Genomic DNA, 25,941 nt, shown 5'->3' on the forward strand with positions numbered 1-25,941 from the left:
TGTGGGCCGTGTTGCCTCGAAAGCCGCATCGGTGATCGAATGGATCTTCGGCAACAGATGATGTCGAGGCGTACAGGGGTGTCGTAGATGTTCGGCCGCTGGCTGGGTAACCGGACGAACCGGATACAACGGATGAGTCCCCTGGCGGCGGTCCGGACACCGCCGGAGGCCGGAGTGCTCAGCTGCCGGGTGGTCGACCCGGTCAACGAGCCGGTCGGAGGGGCCGAGTTGGCGGTCAGCGATCCCATGGGCCGCAGGGTGGTGACCGGTGGTACGGACCCCTACGGTTCGTTCCTGGCCACGGTGCCGGCAGGGGAGTACCGGCTGGCGGTGTCGGCGGAGGGCTACGCGCCGTACCGGGCCATCGCGCTGGTCGGCGAGAACTCCCTCGCCTCGCTGGGCGATGTGACCTTGCAGGTGGCCCATCCGCCGGAACCGCCGGCGCCGGGTGACTGGGAGATCGAGCCCGTGCACTCCTCGATCGGCTTCACCGCCCGGCACATCGGGCTGGCCCGGATCCACGGGCGGTTCAACTCGTTCGCCGGGGTGGTCCGGATCGCCGAGCGGGTGGAACGGTCGGCGATGCACGTCGTGATCGACGCGGCGTCCATCGACACGGGGGTCCGGATGCGCGACGACCATCTGCGGTCGGGGGACTTCCTGGACGTGCGGCGGTTCCCCACGCTGGAGTTCTACGGTGACCGGTTCGTGCACAAGGGCGGCAGCCGGTGGGCGGTCACGGGGGCGCTGTCGTTGCACGGTGTGACCCGCACGGTCACGCTCGACACCGAGTACCTCGGGCTCGGCAACGGCATGGAGGGCGAGGTGCGGGCCGCCTGCCGGGCCACCACCGAGCTGCACCGGGACGACTTCACGGTCAGCTGGCAGTCCATGCTGGCCAGGGGCATCGCGGTGGTCGGACCGAGCATCCGGGTCGACCTCGACGTGCAGATCGTGCCGAAGGGCTGAGGTGCGGAGCGGGCCGTGTGGCTGATATGCGGACTGGACCGAGGCGGGGAGCGGGCCGAGGAGCCGAGGTGCGGCGGGCCGAGGGACTGGCATGCGGATCGGGCCGAAGGGCTGACGTGCGGAACGTGCCGAGGGGCCGAGTGGCCGAGGCATGGAACGTGCTTTTGAAGCCTCGTCGTACGTCTCGCTCCCCGGGACTGACCTGCCCCTTCGCCTCACCCCCGGTGCCGGAGAATGGCCCCGTGAGTGATGTGAGACATGTGCTGGTGCTGCCCGACCGCGACGCCGCCGAGGAGGCGGCCGAGGCGCTCGGGGAGCGGTTCGGGATCGACGAGGAGCCCCGGCTGGTCCGGGACGCCCTGGCCGGCGAGGACGACGCCGAGGACGCCCAGTGGCTGGTGGTGCTGCGGGACGAGAGCGAGCGGCTCGACCCCGCCGCGCTGGACGCGTTCGCGGGGGAGTGGGACGGCTGGCGCGAGGAGCCGTGACCGCGAGCCCGGCGCGGCGCTCGCGTCGGGGCCGGTCCCCGAGCCGCACTCAGGGTCCGCTCCGGGACCGGTCAGGGTGCCGGGAGCGCTTCGGTGTCAGTGCCGCGTGGGATGCTGTAAGCGATGGCCAGGAAGACTGCGAATGACGACCCTCTCGCCCCGGTGACCCTCGCCGTGGGCCAGGAGGACCTCCTGCTCGACCGTGCCGTGCAGGAGGTGGTGGCCGCCGCCAAGGCCGCCGACGCCGACACGGACGTACGTGACCTGACCCCGGACCAGCTACAGCCCGGCACACTCGCCGAGCTGACCAGCCCGTCGCTCTTCGCCGAGCGCAAGGTCGTGGTCGTACGCAACGCGCAGGACCTGTCCGCCGACACGGTCAAGGACGTGAAGGCGTACCTCGGTTCGCCCGCCGAGGAGATCACGCTGGTGCTGCTGCACGCCGGCGGCGCCAAGGGCAAAGGGCTGCTGGACGCCGCGCGCAAGGCGGGGGCGCGGGAGGTGGCCTGCCCGAAGATGACCAAGCCTGCGGACCGGCTGGCCTTCGTGCGGGGGGAGTTCCGTTCGTCGGGACGGTCGGCCACGCCCGAGGCGTGCCAGACGCTCTGCGACGCCATCGGGAGCGATCTGCGGGAGCTGGCCTCGGCGGTCTCGCAGTTGGTCGCCGACGTGGAAGGGACGATCGACGAGGCGGTCGTCAGGCGGTACTACACCGGGCGTGCCGAGGCGTCCAGCTTCACGGTCGCCGACCGGGCCGTGGAGGGCCGGACGGCGGAGGCGCTGGAGGCACTCAGATGGTCGCTGGCGACGGGCGTGGCGCCGGTGATGATCACCAGTGCGCTGGCGCAGGGCGTGCGGGCGATCGGGAAGCTGTCCTCGGCCCGGGGCGGCCGGCCGGCCGATCTGGCGCGCGAGCTGGGCATGCCGCCGTGGAAGATCGACCGGGTACGGCAGCAGATGCGGGGCTGGACGCCGGACGGGGTCGCGGTGGCGCTCAGGGCGGTCGCCGAGGCGGACGCCGGTGTGAAGGGAGGCGGGGACGATCCCGAGTACGCGTTGGAGAAGGCGGTCGTGACGATCGCCCGCGCCGCCCGCTCCCGCGGACGCGGATAGACACCGCCGGGACCGAGCCCGGGAAGGGGGGCGCGGGGAGGGACAGCCAACCCATGGGCTGCACCCTGAACGCCCCGGGCGCCCGAACGCCCCGAACATCAACGCCCTGAACACCAACGCCCTGAACACCCGACCGACCCGACCCCCCCCGGGCCGACCTCGCCCCGGCACAAGAAGCCGACTCCCAGGCAAGCGAAAACCCCGGCCCCGGCCCTGGGGAAGGGCGAGGGGACCGGGGTCCTCGGTTCAAGCTGGTGAGCCCGTTCCCGCGTGGCGAACGCAGGCCGCGAACAGGCTCGGGATGCCGGACGGGAGCGGATGAGAGAGGGCCCGCTCTGGGTCCTTCCGGCGGTCAGATCAGAAAGGGGTTCAGCCCTTGATGGACGCGACCTTGGAAGCAAGCGCCGACTTCTTGTTGGCGGCCTGGTTCTTGTGGATGACGCCCTTCGAGACGGCCTTGTCGAGCGCACGCGCGGCAGCGCGCTGAAGCTCGGTGGCCTTCTCGGTGTCACCCGCGGCAGCGGCCTCACGGGCCTTGCGGATCGCGGTCTTCAGGGAGGACTTGACGGCCTTGTTGCGCAGCCGAGCCTTCTCGTTGGTCTTGATCCGCTTGATCTGGGACTTGATGTTCGCCACGAAGGAGCCTTTTCAGGTTCAGGCGCGGGGCCGCGGGGGTCCCGTACCGGTGATCCAAAATTACCTGTCGTGCCTCGCGCTGAGAGGGCATGAGGCACAGCCATCTACAGTACCAGTGGCCCTCCGGACGGCCCAAAACGGCCCCCGGTCCCTCCGCGTGGGACCATGGAGACTACGTAACGATCCGACCCGAGGCATAAGGCGCCTCAAGAGACAGGACCCTGCGTGCCCGCGACCCCTAACCATGTGCCCGAGCCGAGCCGTACCGCCCCGGCTCTGATCCGCAACTTCTGCATCATCGCGCACATCGACCACGGCAAGTCCACTCTCGCCGACCGGATGCTCCAGCTGACCGGTGTGGTCGAGCAGCGGCAGATGCGTGCTCAGTACCTCGACCGGATGGACATCGAGCGCGAGCGCGGCATCACGATCAAGTCCCAGGCGGTGCGTCTGCCCTGGGCCCCGACCGAGGGCCCCGACCAGGGAACGACCCACATCCTCAACATGATCGACACCCCGGGGCACGTCGACTTCACCTACGAGGTCTCGCGGTCGCTCGCCGCCTGCGAGGGGACCATCCTCCTCGTCGACGCCGCCCAGGGCATCGAGGCGCAGACCCTCGCCAACCTCTACCTGGCGATGGAGAACGACCTCACGATCATCCCGGTGCTGAACAAGATCGACCTGCCGGCCGCCCAGCCGGAGAAGTTCGCCGAGGAACTGGCGAACCTCGTCGGCTGTGACCCGGAGGACGTGCTCAAGGTCTCCGCGAAGACCGGGCTCGGCGTGGACGCGCTGCTGAACAAGGTCGTCAAGGAGATCCCGGCACCGGTCGGGGTCGCCGACGCCCCCGCCCGCGCGATGATCTTCGACTCGGTCTACGACTCCTACCGGGGTGTCGTGACCTACGTCCGTGTCATCGACGGCCAGCTCAACAGGCGCGAGCGCATCAGGATGATGTCGACCGGCGCCACGCACGAGCTGCTGGAGATCGGCGTCAACTCGCCGGAGATGCTGCCGGCGGACGGCCTGGGCGTGGGTGAGGTGGGTTACCTCATCACCGGTGTGAAGGACGTCCGGCAGTCGAAGGTCGGTGACACCGTCACCAGCCAGCACAAGGGCGCGACGGAGGCGCTCGGCGGTTACAAGGACCCGAAGCCGATGGTCTTCTCGGGTCTGTATCCGCTGGACGGCTCCGACTACCCGGAGCTGCGCGAGGCGCTGGACAAGCTCCAGCTCAACGACGCGGCGCTGGTCTACGAGCCGGAGACCTCCGCCGCCCTCGGCTTCGGTTTCCGCGTCGGCTTCCTCGGCCTGCTGCACCTGGACGTGATCCGGGAGCGGCTGGAGCGGGAGTTCGGCCTCGACCTGATCGCCACCGCCCCCAACGTGGTCTACCGCGTGATCATGGAGGACGGCACCGAGGCCACCGTCACCAACCCGAGCGAGTTCCCCGAGGGGAAGATCGCCGAGGTGTACGAGCCGGTCGTGCGGGCGACGATCCTGGCGCCCACCGAGTTCATCGGCGCGATCATGGAGCTGTGCCAGACCCGGCGCGGCACGCTGCTCGGCATGGACTACCTCTCCGAGGACCGGGTCGAGATCCGCTACACGCTCCCGCTCGCGGAGATCGTCTTCGACTTCTTCGACCAGCTGAAGTCCAAGACGCGCGGGTACGCCTCGCTGGACTACGAGCCCACGGGCGAGCAGTCGAGCAGCCTCGTCAAGGTCGACATCCTGCTGCACGGCGACAAGGTGGACGCGTTCTCGGCGATCACCCACAAGGACCAGGCGTACGCGTACGGCGTGCGGCTCGTCGCCAAGCTCAAGGAGCTGATCCCGCGGCAGAACTTCGAGGTGCCGGTGCAGGCCGCCATCGGCTCCCGGGTGATCGCCCGCGAGACCATCCGCGCCATCCGCAAGGACGTCCTCGCCAAGTGCTACGGCGGTGACATCTCCCGTAAGCGGAAGCTGCTGGAGAAGCAGAAGGAAGGCAAGAAGCGGATGAAGATGGTGGGTTCCGTGGAAGTTCCGCAGGAGGCCTTCATCGCCGTGCTGTCCAGCGATGACAGTGCGGGGTCGGCCAAGGGCAAGAAGTAACCAGAGGTAACAACCGGTGACGCCCGTAAACCGGGCATGTGGGGCCCGTCGTGCGAAAGTGCGGCGGGCCCCTACGCGTGCGTAACGTCGCTCTGAGTGGAAAGTGACAGGCCGGGGCCCCTTACGCAGCGGGCGGTCGCCCCTTACCCTGATCCCTGCTCGATAGTTACTCGTGAGTTAAACAAGCCCGGAACCCCACCGTGAGTTAACCCAGCCGCACCGAGTCACGTGAGTCAACCCAGCCGCACCGAGCCAGCCGCACCGTCGCGGGCCCCGGAGGATGTCGTGAGCGACACACAGACCCTGATCGAGAACCGTCCGCCGTCCGTGGCGGCCCTCTTCCTGGAGCGCGTGGCGGCGACACCCGACGCCGAGGCCTACCGCTACCCCGTCCCGCCGTCCGCCGGGCAGGGCCCCGACGACTGGCAGTCACTCAGCTGGGCGCAGGCGGCCGACCGGGTGTACGCGATCGCGGCCGGGCTCATCGACCTGGGGGTCGAGCCCGAGCAGCGGGTGGCGCTCGCCTCCTCCACCCGCGTCGAGTGGATCCTCGCCGACCTCGGCATCATGTGCGCCGGCGGTGCCACCACCACCGTCTACCCGCAGACCAACGCCGACGAGTCCGCGTTCATCCTCTCCGACTCCCAGAGCCGGGTGCTGATCGCCGAGGACGCGGCCCAGCTCGCCAAGGCCGCCGAGAAGCGCGCCGAGCTGCCGGACCTGACGAAGGTCGTCGTCCTCGACCCGGCCGGCGTGGAGACGGACGACTGGGTGATCACCCTCGCCGATCTGGAGCAGCGCGGCGCCGCCTGTCTGGAGCAGCACCCCCAGTTGATCAAGGAGCGGGTCGGCGTGATCACCAAGGACCAGCTCGCCACCCTCATCTACACCTCCGGCACCACCGGCCGCCCCAAGGGCGTGCGGCTGCCGCACGACAACTGGGCCTACATGGCGAGGGCCATCGCCGCGACCGGCCTGGTGACCATGGACGACGTGCAGTACCTGTGGCTGCCGCTCGCGCACGTCTTCGGCAAGGTGCTCACCTCCGGACAGATCGAGGTCGGGCACGTCACCGCCGTGGACGGCCGGGTCGACAAGATCATCGAGAACCTGCCGGTGGTGCGGCCGACGTACATGGCGGCCGTGCCGCGCATCTTCGAGAAGGTCTACAACGGCGTCGCGGCCAAGGCCCGCGAGGGCGGCGCGGCCAAGTACAAGATCTTCCAGTGGGCGGCCGAGGTCGCCCGCGAGTACGCCAAGGCCAGCCAGGACAACTTCCGGCGCACCGGCACCGCCTCCGTGCCGTTCGGGCTCGCCGCCAAGCACAAGGTCGCCGACGGCCTCGTCTACGGCAAGCTCCGCGAGGCCTTCGGCGGCCGGCTGCGGGCCTGCGTCTCCGGCGCCTCCGCGCTCTCCCCGGAGATCGGCTACTTCTTCGCCGGCGCCGGCATCCACATCCTGGAGGGCTACGGCCTCACCGAGACCTCCGCGGCCTCCTTCGTCAACCCCGGCGAGGCCTACCGCACGGGCACGGTCGGCAAGCCGCTGCCCGGCACCGAGGTCCGCATCGCCGACGACGGCGAGATCCTGCTGCGCGGCCCCGGCGTCATGGAGGGCTACCACAAGCTGCCCGAGAAGACCGCCGAGGTGCTGGAGTCCGACGGCTGGTTCCACACCGGGGACATCGGCGAGCTGTCGCCCGACGGCTACCTGCGCATCACCGACCGCAAGAAGGACCTCATCAAGACGTCCGGCGGCAAGTACGTCGCCCCGGCGGAGGTGGAGGGGCAGTTCAAGGCGGTGTGCCCGTACGTCTCCAACATCCTCGTGCACGGCGCCGACCGGAACTACTGCACCGCCCTCATCGCCCTGGACGAGATCGCGATCCAGGAGTGGGCGAAGGAGAACGGGCTGGAGGGGAAGTCGTACGCCGAGATCGTCGCCGCACCGCAGACGGTGGAGATGGTCGACGGGTATGTGCGGGAGCTCAACGCCGGGCTCCAGCGCTGGCAGACCATCAAGAAGTTCCGCCTGCTGCCGCGGGACCTCGACGTGGAGCACGGGGAGATCACGCCGAGCCTGAAGCTGAAGCGGCCGGTGGTGGAGCGGGAGTACAAGCACCTCATCGAGGAGATGTACACGGGGGCCAGGGAGGCGTAGCGCGGTCTCGGAGGGGTGGCTCGGGACCGCCCGCGGCTGCGAGTGCGGCGTGGTGGTTCGCGCCCACGTGGTGGAGCCGCACAGTGACGCGTTCCGCGCCCCTTTTCATGCTCACCCGCGCCCGAAACGTTCCGTCTTCTGGTCACTTCCGTGACTCGGTGCTTATGGGCGCCCCCCGTCTGTCACCCTGACCGCATGGATATGGCGGCCATACCCACGCAACGGGAGAGCGGCGTCCAGCCCGGTGAGACGCGGGGGCGGGCCACGCTGCCCGGGAGCCCCCTCGCCCCGGGCTCGGCCCGCGCGCTCGTGCGGGCCGCGCTGGACGGGATGCCCGGGGTCTGCGCGCGGCTCGCCGACGACGCCATGGCCGTCGTCAGCGAGCTGGTCACCAACGCCGTCGTGCACGCCGGCACCGAGGTGCAGGTCGAGTGGCAGCTGGAGGACACCGGCGCGCTCGTCGTCGAGGTGCGCGACCAGCACCCGTCCCGCGCCCCGCGGGACGCCACGAGCGGCGAGGGGCCGTACGACACCCCCGAGTACGGGCGCGGCCTGCGCCTCGTCGCCACGCTCGCCGAGTCCTGGGGCGTCACCTACCGCACCGGCGCCAAGACCGTCTGGGCGCGTCTGCCACCGGGCGGCAGCGAGGCCCTGGACGGACCCGCCCCCGACCCCGCCCTGGAGGTCGCCGAGGACCTCGCCCCGCAGCCGCACCGCGCCGACGGCGACCGGGACTGGCTCGGCCGGGGCGCCCTGTCCTTCCTCGCCGAGGCCTCCGACCTGCTCGCCGGACAACTGGACGAGAACCTGGTCGCCGCGCTCACCGGCCAGCTGATCGTGCCCCGGCTCGCCGACTGGTGCGCGGTCTGGCTGGAGGACGAGGCGACCGTCCGCGGCGGTGCCGGCGGCGGACCCGCCCGGGTCTGGCACGCCAGCGAGGCCCGCATCGAGGAGCTGCGGTGCGCCCTGGAGAAGGAGCCGCCGTGCCCGCCGGGCGGGCTGCGCTCCGGCCCCGACGCCTACCCCTGGCCCGGCCACGCGCTCGGCCCGCAGGGCGCCGACGGGACGGCGCTGTCGTACCGGCTCATCGCGGGCGGCCGGCCGCTCGGCACGCTGGTCATCGGCCGGTGCGGGCCGACGGGCTTCCCGCACGAGATCACCGGGCTGGTGGAGGACCTCAGCCGCAGGGTGGCCCTGGCCATCGGCGCGGCCCGCCAGTACGCCCGCCAGGCCACCATCAGCGCCGTCCTCCAGCGCGGTCTGCTGCCCGGCGCCGTCGCCGAGATCCCCGGCGTGCGCAGCGCGCTGGTCTACGAGCCCTGCGACAAGGGCGGCCCCAGCGGCGACTTCTACGACCTGTTCCCGGCGGGCGACGGCCGCTGGTGCTTCGCGGTCGGCGACGTCCAGGGCAAGGGCCCGGAGGCCGCCGTGGTGATCGGCCTCGCCCGCCCCTGGCTGCGCCTGCTGGCCCGTGAGGGCTACCGGGTCGCGGACGTCCTGGACCGCCTCAACCAGCTCCTCCTGGACGACGCCACCGAGGCCGCCGACGCCGCCGCCCGCGCCCTGGTCGCCGTCGGCGGACGGCCGCTGGCCACCGGGGAGGGCCCGCAGACCCGCTTCCTCTCCCTCCTCTACGGCGAGCTGACCCCGTACGACGGCGGGGTCCGCTGCACCCTCGCCTCCGCCGGCCACCCGCTGCCGCTCGTCCTCAGCCCCGACGGCACCGTGCGCACCGCCGCCCGCCCGCAGACCCTGCTCGGTGTGGTCGAGGACGAGACCTACACCAGCGAGACCCTGGACCTGCGCCCCGGCGACAGCCTGCTCTGCGTCACCGACGGCGTGACCGAGCGGCGCTCCGGCACCCGCCAGTTCGACGACGGCGACGGCCTCGCCCGCGCCCTGTCCGGCTGCGCCGGGCTCGGCGCCGAGCTCATCGCTGAAAGGATCCGCCGCCTGGTCCACGACTTCGGCGGCGGCCTGCCCGAGGACGACCTGGCCCTGCTGGTGCTCCAGGCGGAGTAACGCCCACGGTGCTGGACAATGGAAGGCATGCCTTCCGCACTCCCCGACGGCGAGCCCGTCCCCGCCGACGGCGCGCTGCCCGCGCACGCGCTCGCCGGGGCCGCCGCCCGCCCGCTCGGTTTCTACCTGCACGTCCCGTACTGCGCGACCCGCTGCGGCTACTGCGACTTCAACACCTACACCGCGACCGAGCTGCGCGGCACGGGCGGGGTGCTGGCCTCCCGCGACAACTACGCGGACACGCTGGCCGACGAGATCCGGCTGGCCCGGAAGGTGCTGGGCGACGACCCGCGCGAGGTCCGTACGGTCTTCGTCGGCGGCGGTACGCCGACGCTGCTGGCCGCCGACGATCTCGTACGGATGCTGGGGGCGATCCGGGACGAGTTCGGGCTGGCGCCGGACGCGGAGATCACGACGGAGGCGAACCCGGAGTCCGTCGACCCCGCGTACCTCGCCACCCTCCGCGAGGGCGGCTTCAACCGGATCTCCTTCGGCATGCAGAGCGCGAAGCGGCACGTGCTGCGCGTGCTCGACCGGACGCACACCCCGGGCCGCCCGGAGGCGTGCGTGGCGGAGGCCAGGGCGGCGGGCTTCGACCATGTGAACCTCGACCTGATCTACGGCACGCCGGGGGAGAGCGACGACGACTGGCGGGCGTCCCTGGAGGCCGCCCTGGGCGCCGGACCCGACCACATCAGCGCCTACGCGCTCATCGTGGAGGAGGGCACCCAGCTCGCCCGCCGCATCCGCCGGGGCGAGATCCCGATGACCGACGACGACGTCCACGCCGACCGGTACCTGATCGCCGAGGAGATGCTCGGCCAGGCGGGCTTCGACTGGTACGAGGTCTCCAACTGGGCCACCTCCGAGGCGGGCCGCTGCCTGCACAACGAGCTGTACTGGCGGGGCGCCGACTGGTGGGGCGCCGGGCCGGGCGCACACTCGCACGTGGGCGGGGTCCGCTGGTGGAACGTCAAGCACCCGGGCGCGTACGCGGCGGCGCTGGCGTCGGGGAAGTCGCCGGGAGCGGGCCGGGAACTGCTGTCCGGCGAGGACCGGCGCGTGGAGCGCGTCCTCCTGGAGCTGCGGCTGCGGGAAGGGGTCCCGCTGTCCCTGCTGAAGGAGGAGGGGCTCGCGGCGTCCCGGCGCGCGCTGGCGGACGGGCTCCTCCAGGAGGGGCCGTACCAGGAGGGGCGGGCCGCGCTGACCCTGCGGGGGCGGCTGCTGGCGGACGCGGTGGTGCGGGACCTGGTGGACTGATCACCCCGGCGGGTGGATCCCCCCGGAACGCCGGTTCGGTCCCTAACCTGGTTCGTAGGCTGCCGCCGACAGGACGCGGCGGATGTGGAGGCCACGGAGATGACCGCTGTGGACGAGCGTGGAATGGCCAAGTACCTCGACGAGTTCGAGCCTCCCGAGGGTGTCAAGGCTGAGCTTCTCCGAGGAGTCATCGTGATGATGGCCGGCCCTGATCTGGTGCACAACCTGATCGTGCTGCACACGCAGCGGCAGATGCCCCTTGAGCGGTGGTATCCCCTTCAGACACAGGACGTCGACATCGCCGGTGAATCCAGCGAGCCGGTGCCCGACCTGGTGGTTCTCTCGCCCGAAGTGCTGCCCAGCTCCGGGCGGCTGTTGCCCAGCCAACTGATCACCATGGTGCTGGAGGTCGTCTCCAAGTACAGCGTCCACCAGGACTACGTGGTCAAGCGCTCGATCTATGCGGCGGGGAAGATCCCCGCGTACCTCATCGTCGACCCGATCATGGCCCACTGCGTTCTGCTGACGAAGCCGACGGGCCAGGGGGAGGACGCCGACTATCTCAGCCAGGAGATCATCAAGTTCGGGGATCCAGTCCCGTTGGACGCTCTCGGGCTCGAACTCGACACCAGCGAGTTCGGGACGTTGCCGGACGTCAGGCCCCACCGCTACCCGTGACGAAGTCGATCAGCTCCTCCACGCGCCCCAGCAGCTCCGGCTCCAGGTCCTTGTAGGAGCCCACCCGCTTCAGGATCGCCTGCCACACCGCGCCGGTGTTCTCCGCCGGCCAGCCCAGCGCCCGGCACACGCCCGTCTTCCAGTCCTGGCCCTTCGGCACCGCCGGCCACGCCTCGATGCCCAGCGACGCCGGCTTCACCGCCTGCCAGACGTCGATGAACGGGTGGCCGACGACCAGCGCGTGTTCGCTCGTCACCGACTCCGCGATCCGCCACTCCTTCGTCCCCGGCACCAGATGGTCCACCAGGACGCCCAGCCGCGCGTCCGGGCCCGGGGCGAAGGACTCCACGATCGACGGGAGGTCGTCCACGCCCTCCAGGTACTCCACGACCACCCCCTCGATCCGCAGGTCGTCGCCCCACACCTTCTCGACCAGCTCGGCGTCGTGCCGGCCCTCCACGTAGATGCGTCCGGCACGGGCCACGCGCGCGCGTGCCTGGGGGACGGCGACCGAGCCGGACGCCGTACGGGTGGGACGCGGGGCCGAGGCGGCGGGGCGGACGAGCGTCACCACGCGCCCCTCCAGCAGGAAGCCGCGCGGCTCCAGCGGGAACACCCGGTGCTTGCCGAAGCGGTCCTCCAGGGTCACCGTGCCCGCCTCGCAGCGGATCACCGCGCCGCAGAACCCGGTGCCGGGCTCCTCCACCACCAGACCCGGCTCGGCCGGCACCTCCGGCACGGGCTTGGGCTTCTTCCACGGCGGGGTGAGGTCGGCGGAGTACACACGAGGGCGCGGGCCCGAAGGACCCTCGTTGGAAGGGCGGTGGCGGGAGACGGGTGGGCGCATTCGGATGACGATAGGAGAAGCCGGGTCCGAACGCTCACGACACGCCGGTCCAGCCCTCGGGAGCCGCTCAGATCACGCCGAACCGCGTTGCCAGGGCGTCCCGTTGGCGGCGGACGAACCCCGCGTCCACCACCGCGCCGTGACCGGGCACGTACAGAGCGTCCTCGCCGCCGAGTGCCAGCAGCCTGTCCAGCGCGTCCGGCCAGCGGGACGGGACCGCGTCGGGGCCCGCCTGGGGTTCGCCGGACTCCTCCACCAGGTCGCCGCAGAACACCACCTCGGGCTCGCCCGGCACCAGCACGGCCAGGTCGTGCGCCGTGTGGCCGGGGCCCACGTTGGCCAGCAGTGCCTGGCGGCCGTCGCCGAGGTCCAGCGTCCACTCGCCGGAGACCGCGTGGCGGGGCGGGGCCAGCGCGTCCACCGCCTCGTCGGCGTCGGCCACCGGCAGCCCGTTGCGGACCGCGTCCAGCCGCAGGTCCGCGCGCTCGTACGCGAACACCGCGTCCAGGCCCACCGCCCCGTACACCTCCGCCCCGGCGAACACGGCGGCGCCGAAGACGTGGTCGAAGTGGGGATGGGTGAGCGCGAGATGGGTCACACGGCCGCCCGCCAGCTCCTCGGCCTGGCCGCGCAGCCGGACCCCCTCCGCGAGGCTCGAACCGGCGTCCACGAGCAGTGCCGTACCCTCCCCGAGGACCAGCCCCGCCGTGCAGTCCCAGCCCGGCAGCCGGCACCGGCCCACCCCCGCGGCCAGCCGCTCCCACCCCAGCTCTTCCCAAGTCACGGTCATACCCGCGACGCTAGCGGTACGAGCCGGTACGGCGGCCCGACCTTGCCCAGGGTGTACCCGGCAGCCGTACACTGGGCCGGGGAACGCTGGCACTCGCACGGGAAGAGTGCCAAAGGGGCGAACCCGAACGGACGAGGGGACGACGTGCTGGAGGTGCGCGCGAATGCTGAGTGAACGCAGGCTTCAGGTACTGCGCGCCATCGTCCAGGACTACGTGGGCACCGAGGAGCCGGTCGGTTCCAAGGCGCTCACCGAGCGGCACAGCCTCGGCGTCTCCCCGGCGACCGTCCGCAACGACATGGCGGCCCTGGAGGACGAGGGGTACATCGCCCAGCCGCACACCAGTGCGGGGCGGATCCCCACCGACAAGGGCTACCGGCTGTTCGTGGACAAGCTCGCGGGCGTGAAGCCGATGACCGCGCCGGAGCGGCGGGCGATCCAGAACTTCCTGGAGGGCGCCGTCGACCTCGACGACGTCGTGGCGCGGACCGTGCGGCTGCTCGCGCAGCTCACCCGGCAGGTCGCCGTCGTGCAGTACCCGTCCCTGACCCGGTCCACGGTCCGGCACGTGGAGCTGCTGTCGCTGGCTCCCGCGCGCGTGATGCTCGTGCTGATCACGGACACCGGCCGGGTCGAGCAGCGGATGGTCGACTGCCCGGCGCCGTTCGGCGAGGCATCGCTGGCGGATCTGCGGGCGCGGCTCAACAGCCGGGTCGCCGGCCGCCGGTTCACGGACGTGCCGAAGCTGGTCGAGGACCTCCCGGACGCCTTCGATCCGGAGGACCGCGGTACGGTCTCCACGGTGCTCTCCACTCTTCTGGAGACACTCGTGGAGGAGAACGAGGAGCGGCTGATGATCGGCGGCACCGCCAATCTGACCCGCTTCGGACATGACTTCCCCCTCACGATCCGGCCCGTCCTGGAGGCCCTGGAGGAGCAGGTCGTGCTCCTCAAGCTCCTCGGCGAGGCGAAGGATCCGGGTGTGACCGTGCGCATCGGCCACGAGAACGCCCATGAGGGACTCAACTCCACCTCCGTCGTGTCGGTCGGCTACGGTTCGGGCGGCGAGGCGGTTGCCAAGCTCGGCGTGGTCGGACCGACCCGCATGGACTACCCGGGAACGATGGGAGCGGTACGCGCAGTGGCACGGTACGTCGGACAGATCCTGGCGGAGTCGTAAGTGGCCACGGACTACTACGCCGTTCTCGGCGTGCGCCGCGACGCGTCGCAGGATGAGATCAAGAAGGCGTTCCGCCGGCTCGCGCGCGAGCTGCACCCGGACGTCAACCCGGACCCGAAGACCCAGGAGCGGTTCAAGGAGATCAACGCCGCTTACGAGGTGCTGTCGGACCCGCAGAAGAAGCAGGTCTACGACCTCGGCGGCGACCCGCTCTCCCAGTCGGGCGGCGCGGGCGCGGGCGGCTTCGGGGCCGGCGGCTTCGGCAACTTCTCCGACATCATGGACGCGTTCTTCGGTACGGCGTCGCAGCGCGGGCCGCGCTCGCGCACCCGGCGCGGCCAGGACGCGATGATCCGGATCGAGGTCGAGCTGGACGAGGCGGCCTTCGGGACGACCAAGGACATCCAGGTCGACACGGCCGTCGTCTGCAACACCTGCAACGGCGAGGGCGCGGCGCCCGGCACGTCCGCCCAGACGTGTGACATGTGCCGCGGCCGGGGTGAGGTCTCCCAGGTCACCCGGTCCTTCCTGGGCCAGGTCATGACCTCGCGGCCGTGCCCGCAGTGCCAGGGCTTCGGCACGGTCGTCCCGACCCCGTGCCCGGAGTGCGCCGGCGACGGCCGGGTGCGCTCGCGCCGGACGCTGACCGTGAAGATCCCGGCCGGTGTCGACAACGGCACGCGGATCCAGCTCGCCGGTGAGGGCGAGGTCGGCCCCGGCGGCGGCCCGGCCGGCGACCTGTACGTCGAGATCCACGAGCTGCCGCACCCGACGTTCCAGCGGCGCGGCGACGACCTGCACTGCACGGTCACGATCCCGATGACGGCGGCGTCCCTCGGCACGAAGGTGCCGCTGGAGACGCTGGACGGCCTGGAGGAGGTCGACATCCGGCCCGGCACCCAGTCCGGCCAGTCGATCCCGCTGCACGGCCGGGGCGTCACGCACCTGCGCGGCGGCGGCCGGGGCGACCTGGTCGTGCACGTCGAGGTGACCACGCCGACCAAGCTGGACCCCGAGCAGGAGCGGCTGCTGCGCGAGCTGGCCAAACTGCGCGGCGAGGAACGGCCGCAGGGCCAGTTCCAGCCGGGGCAGCAGGGGCTGTTCTCGCGGTTGAAGGACGCGTTCAACGGGCGCTGACGTGGGCTGCGGGGTGGCCGGGGGTCCGGGGGTCGTCCCCCGGGCAGGCACGGTCAGCCGGGGCAGCGGGGGCTGTTCTCGCGCCTGAAGGACGCGTTCAACGGGCGCTGATCGGTGACGTACGGGGTGCTTCGGTACCCCGTACGTCGTTGGCGTGTGCCGGGGGATGCCCGGATTCGGACTTGTCCGAAGGACGTGACAACATGCGGTCATGTCCTCCGCGCTGACCGATCTCTTCCCCCACCCGATCGTGCAGGCTCCCATGGCGGGCGGTGTCTCCGTCCCGCAGCTCGCCGCCGCCGTCTGCGAGGCCGGCGGCCTCGGGTTCCTCGCCGCCGGGTACAAGACCGCCGACGGCATGTACCAGGAGATCAAGCAGATGCGCGGGCTCACGAGCCGCCCCTTCGGCGTGAACCTCTTCGTGCCGCAGCCCGAGCACGCGGAGTCCGGGGCGGTCGACCTCTACGCGCACCAGCTGGCCGGCGAGGCCGCCTGGTACGAGACCGAGCTGGGCGACCCGGACAGCGGCCGGGACGACGGCTACGACGCCAAGCTAGCCGTCCTGCTCGACGACCCGGTACCGGTGGTCTCCTTCCACTTCGGCGTGCCGCCCCGCGAGGTGTTCGACAAGCTCCACCGCGTCGGCACCTTCACCCTGGTCACCGCCACCACCGCGGAGGAGGCACGCGCGGTCGAGCGGGCCGGGGCCGACGCGGTGATCGCGCAGGGCGTGGAGGCCGGCGGACACCAGGGCACCCACCGTGACCTCCCGGAGAACGACGGCGCCGGCATCGGCCTGCTGTCGCTGGTGGCGCAGGTCCGGGAGGCCGTGCGCATCCCGGTCGTCGCCGCCGGCGGCATCATGCGCGGCGGCCAGATCGCCGCGGCCCTCGCGGCGGGCGCCGGCGCGGCCCAGCTGGGCACCGCGTTCGTCGCCGCCCACGAGTCCGGCGCGCACCCCCTGCACAAGCGGGCGCTGACCGACCCGCTGTTCCCGCGCACCGAGCTGACCCGTGCCTTCACCGGCCGCCCGGCCCGCGCGCTGGTCAACCGCTTCCTGCGCGAGCACGGCCGGTACGCCCCCGCCGCCTACCCCGAGGTCAACCACCTCACCGCGCCGCTGCGCAAGGCCGCCGCCAAGGCCGAGGACGCGCAGGGCATGGCGATGTGGGCCGGGCAGGGACACCGGATGGCCCGGGAACTGCCCGCGGGCCGGCTGGTGGAGGTGCTGGCGGCCGAACTCGCCGAGGCCCGGACAGCGTTGTCGGCCGGGGGTGGTCCCCGATGACCGCGCCGGTGTTCGTCGTCGACTCGCTGGAGGGCGTGGGCCCCGGCTCGGTCGTCGACGTCCAGGGTCCGGAAGGACGGCACGCGGTCTCCGTACGGCGGTTGCAGCCGGGCGAGAACGTGGTGCTCACCGACGGCAGGGGCCGGGGCGCGGCCGGGGTCGTCGTCAGCGTGTCGGGGAAGGACCACCTGGTGGTCGAGCCGTTCGAGTTCCCGGTGGAGCCCGAGCCCAGCCCCCGTATCACCGTCGTCCAGGCCCTGCCCAAGGGCGACCGCGGCGAGCTGGCCGTGGAGACGATGACGGAGACCGGCGTCGACGCGATCGTGCCCTGGCAGGCCGCGCGCTGCATCACCCAGTGGAAGGGCGAGCGGGGGGCGAAGGCGCTCGCCAAGTGGCGTGCCACCGCGCGGGAGGCCGGCAAGCAGTCCCGCCGGCTGCGCTTCCCGGAGGTCGCGGACCTGGCCGCCACCAAGCAGGTCGCCGCGCTGCTCGGCGCGGCGGACTTCGCCGCCGTGCTCCACTCCGACTTCGACCACGTCAGCGAGCCCCTGGCCACCGCCGAACTCCCCGCCCAGGGCGAGATCGTCCTGGTCGTGGGTCCCGAAGGCGGTGTGTCACGGGACGAGTTGGCGCTCTTCGAGGAGGCGGGCGCGAAGGCCTGTGTCCTCGGCCCCACCGTCCTGCGCACCTCCACCGCCGGCACCGCCGCCGCGGCCCTGCTGCTGGGCCGCACCGGCCGCTGGTCCTGACGCCCTGGGGACACCGTGGAACTCGCCCAAGTCCGGCTCCTGGTCACCGACTTCGCCGCCTGCTACCGCTTCTACGCCGACGTCCTCGGCCTCAGGCCGCAGTCCGGCGCGGCGGAGGGGCCGTACGAGAAGTTCAGCCCGCACGCCGGTTCCGCCGGGATCGCGCTCCAGGACCGCGCGATGATGGCCGGGCTCCTGGCCGAGCTGGGCGACACCGCCACCGGCCACCGGTCCCTGGTCGTCCTGCGCGTCGACGACCTCGACGCCTACTGCGCGGAGATCACCGCCCGGGGCGCGGCCCTGCTGCACGGGCCGGCCCCCATGACCGACCGGATGCGCGTGGCCCACCTCAAGGACCCGGAGGGCAACCTGGTCGAACTCCAGGAGTGGCTGCTGCTGCGCGGCTGACGTCCGCCGCCGTGGCGGCCCGGGCGCCTTCGACGGCGTCCACGACCTCGACGACCGGGCGGAACAGCTCCCAGCCGTCCACCTCGCCGCGCCCCGCCAGCAGCCCTCGCCGCTCCACTTCGTCGACGACGGCCCGGACGACGCGGGGTTCGCGCAGGTTGAGCAGGTTGCCGCGGCCGTCCAGGACGCAGCCCGCGTACCAGTAGCCGTCGGAGACATAGCGGCCGGAGCCGACCTCGCCGGCCCGGAAGACGATCCGGGTGGGGACACCGTCCCGGTACAGCGAGAGCACCTCCCGGCAGGCGTCGCGGTCCGCGTGCTTGTGCCGGACGGTCCACCGGTAGACGGTGCCGTCCGCCACCACGAGCCGCCTGAGCCTGTGATGACTGCGCATGCGGCCGGCGTAGACGGCCGGCCCCCCGAACGGGTGAGTGGCCGTATCCGGGCTTCCCCGCGGTGGGGGCCGGTGGCACGCTGCCCTGTATGGGGGATTCGAGGTGGATACGGCGTCGGGCGCGAGTGGTGGCCGTGGCGGGACTCGTCGTGGTGGGCGGCGGGGCTGTCGTGGCCTGTCAGCCCGGTGGAGGGCTCGGGTCGGCGACCGTCGCCTACACCACCGATCAGACCGCGACCGCGGCGCTGGAGCACCGGCACGTGAACGTCGGCTGGCTCACGTGCACCGGCGGTTACCGCGATGACGGCGGCGCCCGCGGCGGCTCGCCCGCGCCGAGCGAGACCACCGTCGTCTCCGTCGACTGCCAGGGCGAGACGGACGACCGGCGGAAGATCGTCGTCACCGGGCTGGTGACCAGGGCCGTCGACGGTGCCTGTGTGCGCGGGGACCTGACCGCCAAGGTCGACGGCAGACAGGTGTTCCGCGTCAACGGGCTCGGCAACTGCTCCGCCCCGCCCGTGCCGACGTACCGGCCGCCCACCGGAGGACGGCCGACCGTGACCGTCACCGTCACCCGTACCGTCTGGCCCGTGCCGGGCAAGTGATCCGAAACCGGGAGCGGGCGCACCCGTCGCTGCGTAGAGTGACGGCGTGACTCAGGGTGCTTCGACGGGAACCACGGCAGACTCCGCCTATCTCCGATTCCCCCATCCGCACGGCGACTTGGTGACCTTCGTCGCCGAGGACGACGTCTGGCTCGCGCCGGTCGACGGCGGCCGGGCCTGGCGGGTCAGTGCCGACAACATGCCGGTGACCCGGCCCCGGATATCGCCGGACGGCCGGCACCTCGCCTGGACCTCCACCCGGGACGGCGCCCCCGAGGTGCATGTCGCCCCGGTCGACGGGGGTCCCGCCGAGCGGCTGACGTACTGGGGCAACGGCCGTACCGAGGTGCGCGGCTGGACCCCGGACGGGCGGGTGCTCGCGCTCGGCGCGCAGGGCCGGCACAGCTTCCGGCACACCTGGGCGCACGCCGTCCCGCTGGACGGCGGCCCCGCCGAGACCCTGCCGTACGGCCCCGTCGGCGATGTGGCCCTCGGCCCGGCCACCGTGCTGCTGTCCGCGCCGATGGGCCGTGAGGCCGCGCACTGGAAGCGCTACCGGGGCGGCACGGCGGGCAAGTTGTGGATCGACCGGGACGGCAGCGGCGAGTTCGTCCGGCTGCACGAGGACCTCGACGGGAACATCGAGTGCCCGGTGTGGGCCGGAGACCGCATCGCCTTCCTCTCCGACCACGAGGGCACCGGCGCGCTCTACTCCTCCCTCGCCGACGGCTCCGACCTGCGCCGGCACACACCGCTCGACAGCTTCTACGCCCGCCACGCGGCCGGTGACGGCACCCGCGTCGTCTACAGCTCGGCCGGCGAACTCTGGCTGCTGGACGACCTGGAGGGCGCCGAGCCGCGCCGGCTGGACGTACGGCTCGGCGGACCCCGCGTCGACCTGCGGCCGTACCCCGTCAACGCCTCCCGCTGGTTCGGCGAGGCGGCCCCCGACCACACCGCGCGCGGCAGCGCCGTCTGCGTGCGCGGCGGCATCCACTGGGTCACCCACCGCTCCGGCCCGGCCCGCGCCCTGGCCGCCACCCCCGGCGTGCGCGCCCGGACGCCGCGCGTCTTCCGCGCCGACGGCGAGGAGTGGGTGGTGTGGGTGACGGACGCCGAGGGCGACGACGCCCTGGAGTTCGCGCCCGCGACCGGCACCGTGCCCGGCGCCCCGCCGCGCCGGCTCGCCGCCGGACAGCTCGGCCGGGTCCTGGAGCTGGCCATGGCACCCGACGGCAGCCGGGCCGCCGTGGCCGCGCACGACGGCAGACTGCTGATGGTCGAACGGGAGACCGGCGAGGTCCGCGAGGTCGACCGCAGCGACGACGGCGAGGTCTCCGGCCTCGCCTTCTCCCCCGACTCCGCCTGGCTCGCCTGGTCCCACCCCGGCCCCCGGCCGCTGTCCCAGCTGCGCGTCGCCCACACCACCGACCTGTCGGTGACCGAGGCGACCCCGCTGCGCTTCCAGGACTACGCGCCCGCCTTCACGCTGGACGGCAAACACCTCGCGTTCCTCTCCAACCGCGCCTTCGACCCGGTCTACGACGAGCACGTCTTCGACCTCGCGTTCGTGGTCGGCGCCCGCCCGCACCTGATCACGCTGGCCGCCACCACCCCCTCGCCGTTCGGCCCGCAGCGCCACGGACGCCCCTTCGAGACCTCCGACAAGGACGAGACCCCCGACGGCGAGGGCACACCGACCACCCGCATCGACCTGGAGGGCCTGGCCGACCGCATCGTCCCCTTCCCGGTCGAGGCCGGCCGCTACTCCACGCTCCGGGCCGCCAAGGACGGCGTCCTCTGGCTGCGCCACCCCGTGCAGGGTGTCCTCGGCGCCTCCCGCGCCCACCCCGAGGACCCCGACCCGCACACCGAGCTGGAGCGCTACGACCTCGCCCAGCGCCGCCTGGAGCACCTCGCCTCCGACGCCGACCACTTCGAGGTCAGCGGCGACGGCAAACGCGTCCTGCTGTGGGCCGACGGCCGGCTCCGGGTCGTACCGAGCGACCGCCGAACCGGCACCGACGACGACGGCGACACCAGCGTCACCGTCGACCTCGCCCGGGTCCGGCAGACCGTCGACCCGGCCGCCGAGTGGCGGCAGATGTACGACGAGACCGGCCGCCTGATGCGCGACCACTTCTGGCGCCCCGACCTCGGCGGCACCGACTGGAACGGCGTCCTCGCCCGCTACCGCCCGCTCCTGGCCCGCCTCGCCACCCACAGCGACCTGGTCGACCTGCTCTGGGAGGTGCACGGCGAACTGGGCACCTCGCACGCCTACGTCATCCCGCGCGGCGGTTCCGGCCGCCGCGCCCGGCACGGCCTGCTGGGCGCGGACATCTCCCGCCACGAGGACGGCAGCTGGCGCATCGACCGCATCCTGCCGTCGGAGACCTCCGACCCGGAGGCCCGCTCCCCGCTCGCCGCGCCCGGCGCCGCGGTCCGTCCCGGTGACGCGATCATCGCGGTCGCCGGCCACCAGGTCGACCCGGTGGCGGGTCCGGGCCCGCTGCTCGTCGGCACGGCCGGCCACCCGGTGGAGCTGACCGTCTCCCCGGCCGGCGGCGGCGAACCCCGGCACACGGTCGTCGTCCCCATCGCCGACGAGGAGCCCCTGCGCTACCACGCCTGGGTCGCCGATCGCCGCGCCCATGTCCACGCGGCCTCCGCGGGCCGGCTCGGCTACCTCCACGTCCCGGACATGCAGGCCCCCGGCTGGGCCCAGATCCACCGCGACCTGCGCGTCGAGGTGGCCCGCGAAGGCCTCGTGGTCGACGTCCGCGAGAACCGGGGCGGCCACACCTCCCAGCTCGTGGTCGAGAAGCTGGCCCGCCGCATCATCGGCTGGGACCTCCCGCGCGGCATGCGCCCCACCAGCTATCCGCTGGACGCCCCGCGCGGCCCGGTCGTCGCCGTCGCCAACGAGTTCTCCGGCTCCGACGGCGACATCGTCAACGCGGCGATCAGGGCCCTGGGCATCGGCCCGGTCGTCGGCACCCGCACCTGGGGCGGCGTCATCGGCATCGACAGCCGCTACCACCTGCTCGACGGCACCCTGGTCACCCAGCCGAAGTACGCGATGTGGCTGGAGGGCGTGGGCTGGGACGTGGAGAACCACGGGGTGGACCCGGACGTGGAGGTCGTCCAGAGGCCCCAGGACTGGGCGGCGGGCCGCGATGCCCAACTGGACGAGGCGATCAGGCTCGCGCTGGAGGCGCTGGAGAGCAGTCCCGCGAAAACACCGCCGGGCATGCCCACCTGACCGACTACGATGCCCACCGTATTGATCACAGGAGGCACACCCATGGCCGGAGAGCCGCAGAACGACTGCCTGTTCTGCAAGATCGTCGCGGGCGAGATCCCGGCGACGATCGTCCGCGAGACCGAGACGACCGTAGCCTTCCGGGACATAAACCCGCAGGCTCCGACCCACATCCTGGTGATCCCCAAGGCCCACTACGAGAACGCGGCCGAGCTCGCCGCGGGCGCCCCGCGGATCGCGGCCGACGTGCTCGCCGAGAGCAAGGCCGTCGCCGACGAGGAGAAGCTCGACAGCTACCGCCTCGTCTTCAACACGGGCAGCGGCGCCGGCCAGACCGTCTGGCACGCCCACGCCCACGTCCTCGGCGGCCGTGGCCTCCAGTGGCCGCCCGGATAGGCAGCCGTGTCCGTCCGTGAACTGGTGGTCCTCGGCACCGCCAGCCAGGTCCCGACCCGGCACCGCAACCACAACGGCTACCTGCTGCGGTGGGACGGCGAGGGCCTCCTGTTCGACCCCGGCGAGGGCACGCAGCGGCAGATGCTGCGCGCCGGGGTGGCCGCCCACGACCTGAACCGGATCTGCGTCACGCACTTCCACGGTGACCACTCCCTCGGCCTCGCCGGGGTCATCCAGCGGATCAACCTCGACCAGGTGCCGCACGAGGTCACCGCGCACTACCCGCGCTCGGGGCAGCGCTTCTTCGACCGGCTGCGCTACGCGACCGCCTACCGTGAGACCGTCGGCCTCACCGAGGCCCCGGTCGCCGCCGACGGCATCCTCGCGGTGACCCGGTCGTACACCCTGGAGGCCCGCAGGCTCTCGCACCCGGTCGAGTCCTACGGCTACCGCCTGATCGAGCCCGACGGCCGCCGCATGCTGCCCGACCGGCTCGCCGCGCACGGTGTCAGGGGCCCCGACGTGGGCCGTCTCCAGCGCGAGGGCCGGCTCGGGGACGTGACGCTGGAGGACGTCAGCGAGGTGCGGCGCGGGCAGCGGTTCGCGTTCGTCATGGACACCCGGCTCTGCGACGGCGTGCACGCGCTCGCGGAGGGCTGCGACCTGCTCGTCATCGAGTCCACCTTCCTCGACGAGGACGTGGAACTCGCCATCGAACACGGGCATCTGACGGCCGGGCAGGCCGCCGCCGTGGCCCGGGACGCCGGGGTGCGGCACCTCGTGCTCACCCACTTCAGCCAGCGCTACACCGACCCGGGGGAGTTCGAGCGGCAGGCGCGGGCGGCCGGGTTCGCGGGGGAGCTGACCGTGGCCTACGACCTGCTGCGGGTGCCGGTTCCGAAACGGCGGTAAAACACCCGTACGATGCTTTGATGCCCCTCCCGAAAGCAGAACTGCACCTCCACATCGAAGGCACGCTGGAGCCGGAGCTGGCCTTCGAGCTGGCGGCCCGCAACGGCGTGACCCTCCCGTACACGGACACCGACGCCCTCCGCGAGGCCTACCGGTTCGAGGACCTCCAGTCCTTCCTGGACCTCTACTACGAGCTGATGGCCGTCCTGCGCACCGAGCAGGACTTCGCCGACCTGGCGAACGCCTACCTCGCGCGGGCCGCCGCGCAGGGCGTGCGGCACGCGGAGGTCTTCTTCGACCCGCAGGCCCACCTGGCCCGGGGCGTGGCCATGGGCACGGTCGTGGAGGGGCTGTGGCGGGCGCTCGGCAGCAGCGAGGCCGACCACGGTGTCTCCACCCGGCTGATCATGTGCTTCCTGCGGGACGAGTCCGCCGAGTCGGCGCTGGCCACCCTTCAGGCCGCGGAGCCGTACCTGGACCGGATCACCGGGGTCGGCCTGGACTCCGCCGAGGTCGGGCACCCTCCGGTGAAGTTCCGGGAGGTGTACGAGGCCGCCGCCGCGCTCGGGCTGCGCCGGGTCGCGCACGCCGGCGAGGAGGGGCCGCCGGAGTACATCACCGAGGCGCTGGACGTGCTCGGCGTGGAGCGCGTCGACCACGGCCTGCGCTGCATGGAGGACCCCGCGCTGGTCGAGCGGCTGGTGCGGGAGCGGATTCCGCTCACGCTGTGCCCGCTGTCCAACGTCCGGCTCCGGACCGTCGACACCCTCGCCGACCATCCCCTGCCCGCCATGCTCGACGCGGGCCTGCTGTGCACGGTCAACTCCGACGACCCCGCGTACTTCGGCGGGTACGCGGGCGACAACGTCGCGGCCGTGCACGAGGCCCTGGGGCTGTCGCGGGACCGGCTGCGCGAGCTGGCCCGCAACTCGTTCCTCGCCTCCTTCCTGGAGGACGACGAGGAGCGCAGGGCCCGCTATCTCGCCGAGGTCGACGCGTACGAGTTCGGGGACGCCGTCTCGTAGGCACCCTGAGCGGGCACGGCGGGCGTCTCCACCGGGACCTCGACGACCGGGATTCCGAGGACCGGGACTTCGGCTACCGGGACTTCGACGACCGGGATGTCGGCGGCCGGCAGGGAGCGCCTGCCCGTGCGCAGCGCCACCGCCGTCATCGGTACGGCGATCAGCAGCAGCCCGGCGCCGAGCACCCGCCCCATCGCCGGGAAGCCCGCCCCGGCCGCCAGCACACTGCCCGCGAGCGGCCCGGCCGCCGTGCCCAGCGAGGACGCCGAGCCGACCAGGACCGTCCAGCGGCCCCGCGGGTCCAGGGACGCGGCCAGGGCGATGACGTAGGACAGCACGACCGGGTAGAGCAGGTTCCAGGCGATCTCGCCCGCCGCGAACGCGAGCAGGTCCGTGGCCGCCGCGCTGAGCGCGACGCACCCCGCGATGAGGGCGCTGCCGGCGCCGATGGGCAGGGCCCGGCCCAGCCGCGGGCCGAGCGCGCCCGCGCCCACCACGCCGAGGAGCCCGGCGCCGAGCGCGACCGCGAAGACCGCGCCGACGGTGACCTCGGTGAGGTGGGCCTGGTCGAGGCCGATCCGGCCGCTGACGCCCCACAGGGCGTTCTGGGCGAGGGACCAGCAGGGCATCGCGGCGGCCAGCAGCAGGCCGGCGCGCGGGTGGGGGAGGCGGTCGTACCCGACGGCCGTGCGGGCCGGGGCGGTGCGACCGGACAGGCGGCCGGTGAGCGGCCAGACGGCGAGCGCGGCCAGCGCGAGGGCGGCGAACGGGAGGCCGTGGCCGGGGCCCAGGTGAGGGATCGTCAGGTACAGGGCGCCCGCGAGGGCGGAGACGCCGAGCAGGCCGAGGGTGGTGACCCGGTGCGGGTCACGCTGCCCGGCGATGCCGCTCGCGGCCACCGCCGTGACCGTGCCGGAGCCCAGGCCGCCGACGACCGCGCCCGCGACGACGGCCGGTACGGCGCCGGTGAGGGCGGCGCCGCCGTAGCCGAGGGCGGCGAGCGCGAGGCCGGCGCGGGCGAGGAGGCGGGGGCCGGTCCGGTCGACCCGGGAGGCCAGCAGGAAGCCGGCGGTCGCCGAACTCAGCAGCAGGGCACTGCCGATGGCCCCCGCCTGGGTCGCGCTGAGCGGGAGTCCGCTGTCGAGTCTGCCGACGGTGGTGGGCAGCAGGTAGGGGGCGAGGTACCCGGCCGCGAACAGGGCGACGAGGGGCCAGGGCAGGGTGCGGGGGGCGGACACGGGCGTTCCCAGGGCAGGCGAGAAGTGCGGCTCGGAAGAAGGGGGATGGGCTGCGGCCGTCGACGGACAGGAACGCGCGAGCAAGTTGTATCAAGCACGCGGTTCCGGAAGAAGCCCGGTGGGTGTGATCCGGACCACGGTTGCGTTTGGGGGTGGTGCGCGAGGGTAGGAGTGTCTAGCCTCTGTTCTCATATGTGGATGTCATTCACAAGGGAAGATGGTCGACCCCTCGCCCACCGGCCTCGCCGGTCTGGAGACTTCCTCGCCGCCGGATCCGACCC

At 72.7% G+C, this 25,941-nt stretch carries 23 protein-coding genes; 18 read left to right on the forward strand and 5 right to left on the reverse strand.

What is annotated here, in order from left to right; all coding sequences use genetic code 11:
* Positions 1-87: 87 nt before the first annotated feature.
* From IE294_RS04840 to holA, 3 genes are all read left to right on the forward strand, one after another.
* Positions 88-969, forward strand: a complete 882-nt coding sequence (locus IE294_RS04840) for a YceI family protein (protein ID WP_189882599.1) — start codon at positions 88-90, stop codon at positions 967-969.
* A gap of 242 nt (positions 970-1,211) precedes the next feature.
* The gene (locus IE294_RS04845) at positions 1,212-1,457 is read left to right on the forward strand and encodes a hypothetical protein (protein ID WP_189882601.1); all 246 of its coding nucleotides are present in this window, start codon (positions 1,212-1,214) and stop codon (positions 1,455-1,457) included.
* Between the two features lie 123 nt (positions 1,458-1,580).
* On the forward strand, positions 1,581-2,570 hold the full coding sequence (gene holA, locus IE294_RS04850; RefSeq protein ID WP_059261617.1) for a DNA polymerase III subunit delta: 990 nt from the start codon (positions 1,581-1,583) through the stop codon (positions 2,568-2,570).
* Positions 2,571-2,939: 369 nt separating this feature from the next.
* On the opposite strand, the gene rpsT is transcribed toward holA, so the two are convergent.
* Complete coding sequence (gene rpsT, locus IE294_RS04855; RefSeq protein ID WP_189813295.1) at positions 2,940-3,206, reverse strand: 30S ribosomal protein S20; 267 nt, start codon at positions 3,204-3,206, stop codon at positions 2,940-2,942.
* 225 nt (positions 3,207-3,431) lie between these two features.
* Here rpsT and lepA point away from each other — a divergent pair, with 225 nt between their 5' ends.
* The 5 genes from lepA (at position 3,432) to IE294_RS04880 (ending at position 11,426) form a co-directional block, all read left to right on the forward strand.
* Positions 3,432-5,306 carry a translation elongation factor 4 gene (lepA, locus tag IE294_RS04860; RefSeq protein WP_189882603.1) on the forward strand — a complete coding sequence of 625 codons (1,875 nt, stop codon included), beginning with the start codon at positions 3,432-3,434 and terminating at the stop codon, positions 5,304-5,306.
* Between the two features lie 285 nt (positions 5,307-5,591).
* A complete protein-coding gene (locus tag IE294_RS04865) occupies positions 5,592-7,466 on the forward strand; it encodes an AMP-dependent synthetase/ligase (RefSeq protein WP_189882605.1) in 1,875 nt (624 codons plus the stop codon).
* Positions 7,467-7,667: 201 nt separating this feature from the next.
* Positions 7,668-9,488 (forward strand): SpoIIE family protein phosphatase, encoded by a 1,821-nt coding sequence (locus IE294_RS04870; RefSeq protein WP_229917041.1) that lies wholly within the window; start codon positions 7,668-7,670, stop codon positions 9,486-9,488.
* A gap of 27 nt (positions 9,489-9,515) precedes the next feature.
* Entirely contained in the window at positions 9,516-10,748 is a 1,233-nt protein-coding gene (hemW, locus tag IE294_RS04875; protein ID WP_189882607.1) for a radical SAM family heme chaperone HemW, read from the forward strand.
* Positions 10,749-10,847: 99 nt separating this feature from the next.
* Positions 10,848-11,426, forward strand: coding sequence for a Uma2 family endonuclease (locus IE294_RS04880; RefSeq protein WP_189882609.1), 579 nt, complete (start codon positions 10,848-10,850; stop codon positions 11,424-11,426).
* Here the strand turns inward: IE294_RS04880 and IE294_RS04885 are convergent.
* Both IE294_RS04885 and IE294_RS04890 read right to left on the reverse strand, forming a co-directional pair.
* Positions 11,404-12,273 carry a DUF3097 domain-containing protein gene (locus tag IE294_RS04885; RefSeq protein WP_373315781.1) on the reverse strand — a complete coding sequence of 290 codons (870 nt, stop codon included), beginning with the start codon at positions 12,271-12,273 and terminating at the stop codon, positions 11,404-11,406. The genes IE294_RS04880 and IE294_RS04885 overlap by 23 nt on opposite strands.
* 67 nt (positions 12,274-12,340) lie before the next feature.
* Positions 12,341-13,063 (reverse strand): MBL fold metallo-hydrolase, encoded by a 723-nt coding sequence (locus tag IE294_RS04890; RefSeq protein WP_189882611.1) that lies wholly within the window; start codon positions 13,061-13,063, stop codon positions 12,341-12,343.
* 163 nt (positions 13,064-13,226) lie between these two features.
* On the opposite strand from IE294_RS04890, the gene hrcA reads away from it, so the two are divergent.
* The 5 genes from hrcA to IE294_RS04915 all read left to right on the forward strand — a co-directional run bounded on the left by hrcA (position 13,227) and on the right by IE294_RS04915 (position 17,825).
* On the forward strand, positions 13,227-14,243 hold the full coding sequence (gene hrcA, locus IE294_RS04895) for a heat-inducible transcriptional repressor HrcA (RefSeq protein ID WP_189882613.1): 1,017 nt from the start codon (positions 13,227-13,229) through the stop codon (positions 14,241-14,243).
* Positions 14,244-15,380 (forward strand): molecular chaperone DnaJ, encoded by a 1,137-nt coding sequence (gene dnaJ / locus IE294_RS04900; protein WP_014672648.1) that lies wholly within the window; start codon positions 14,244-14,246, stop codon positions 15,378-15,380.
* Between the two features lie 211 nt (positions 15,381-15,591).
* Positions 15,592-16,668 carry a nitronate monooxygenase gene (locus tag IE294_RS04905; RefSeq protein ID WP_189882615.1) on the forward strand — a complete coding sequence of 359 codons (1,077 nt, stop codon included), beginning with the start codon at positions 15,592-15,594 and terminating at the stop codon, positions 16,666-16,668.
* Positions 16,665-17,417, forward strand: coding sequence for a 16S rRNA (uracil(1498)-N(3))-methyltransferase (locus IE294_RS04910; RefSeq protein ID WP_189882617.1), 753 nt, complete (start codon positions 16,665-16,667; stop codon positions 17,415-17,417). The genes IE294_RS04905 and IE294_RS04910 overlap by 4 nt, the downstream gene beginning before the upstream one ends.
* A 15-nt stretch (positions 17,418-17,432) precedes the next feature.
* Entirely contained in the window at positions 17,433-17,825 is a 393-nt protein-coding gene (locus IE294_RS04915; protein WP_189813285.1) for a VOC family protein, read from the forward strand.
* Here IE294_RS04915 and IE294_RS04920 read toward each other — a convergent pair.
* Positions 17,767-18,219 carry a hypothetical protein gene (locus IE294_RS04920; RefSeq protein WP_189882619.1) on the reverse strand — a complete coding sequence of 151 codons (453 nt, stop codon included), beginning with the start codon at positions 18,217-18,219 and terminating at the stop codon, positions 17,767-17,769. The two genes, IE294_RS04915 and IE294_RS04920, sit on opposite strands and share 59 nt — an antisense overlap.
* An 89-nt stretch (positions 18,220-18,308) precedes the next feature.
* On the opposite strand from IE294_RS04920, the gene IE294_RS04925 reads away from it, so the two are divergent.
* The 5 genes from IE294_RS04925 to IE294_RS04945 are packed head-to-tail and all read left to right on the forward strand — an operon-like array spanning position 18,309 to position 24,422.
* Positions 18,309-18,824, forward strand: a complete 516-nt coding sequence (locus IE294_RS04925) for a hypothetical protein (RefSeq protein ID WP_229917019.1) — start codon at positions 18,309-18,311, stop codon at positions 18,822-18,824.
* A gap of 46 nt (positions 18,825-18,870) precedes the next feature.
* A complete protein-coding gene (locus IE294_RS04930) occupies positions 18,871-22,089 on the forward strand; it encodes a S41 family peptidase (protein WP_189882621.1) in 3,219 nt (1,072 codons plus the stop codon).
* Between the two features lie 42 nt (positions 22,090-22,131).
* Entirely contained in the window at positions 22,132-22,485 is a 354-nt protein-coding gene (locus tag IE294_RS04935; protein ID WP_189882623.1) for a histidine triad nucleotide-binding protein, read from the forward strand.
* Between the two features lie 6 nt (positions 22,486-22,491).
* A complete protein-coding gene (locus IE294_RS04940) occupies positions 22,492-23,397 on the forward strand; it encodes a ribonuclease Z (protein ID WP_189882625.1) in 906 nt (301 codons plus the stop codon).
* Positions 23,398-23,417: 20 nt separating this feature from the next.
* Complete coding sequence (locus tag IE294_RS04945; protein ID WP_189882627.1) at positions 23,418-24,422, forward strand: adenosine deaminase; 1,005 nt, start codon at positions 23,418-23,420, stop codon at positions 24,420-24,422.
* On the opposite strand, the gene IE294_RS04950 is transcribed toward IE294_RS04945, so the two are convergent.
* A complete protein-coding gene (locus tag IE294_RS04950; protein WP_189882629.1) occupies positions 24,374-25,660 on the reverse strand; it encodes an MFS transporter in 1,287 nt (428 codons plus the stop codon). The genes IE294_RS04945 and IE294_RS04950 overlap by 49 nt on opposite strands.
* Positions 25,661-25,941: the final 281 nt, after the last annotated feature.

It is taken from the genome of Streptomyces canarius (genome assembly GCF_014650735.1).
Lineage (GTDB): Bacteria > Actinomycetota > Actinomycetes > Streptomycetales > Streptomycetaceae > Streptomyces > Streptomyces olivaceoviridis.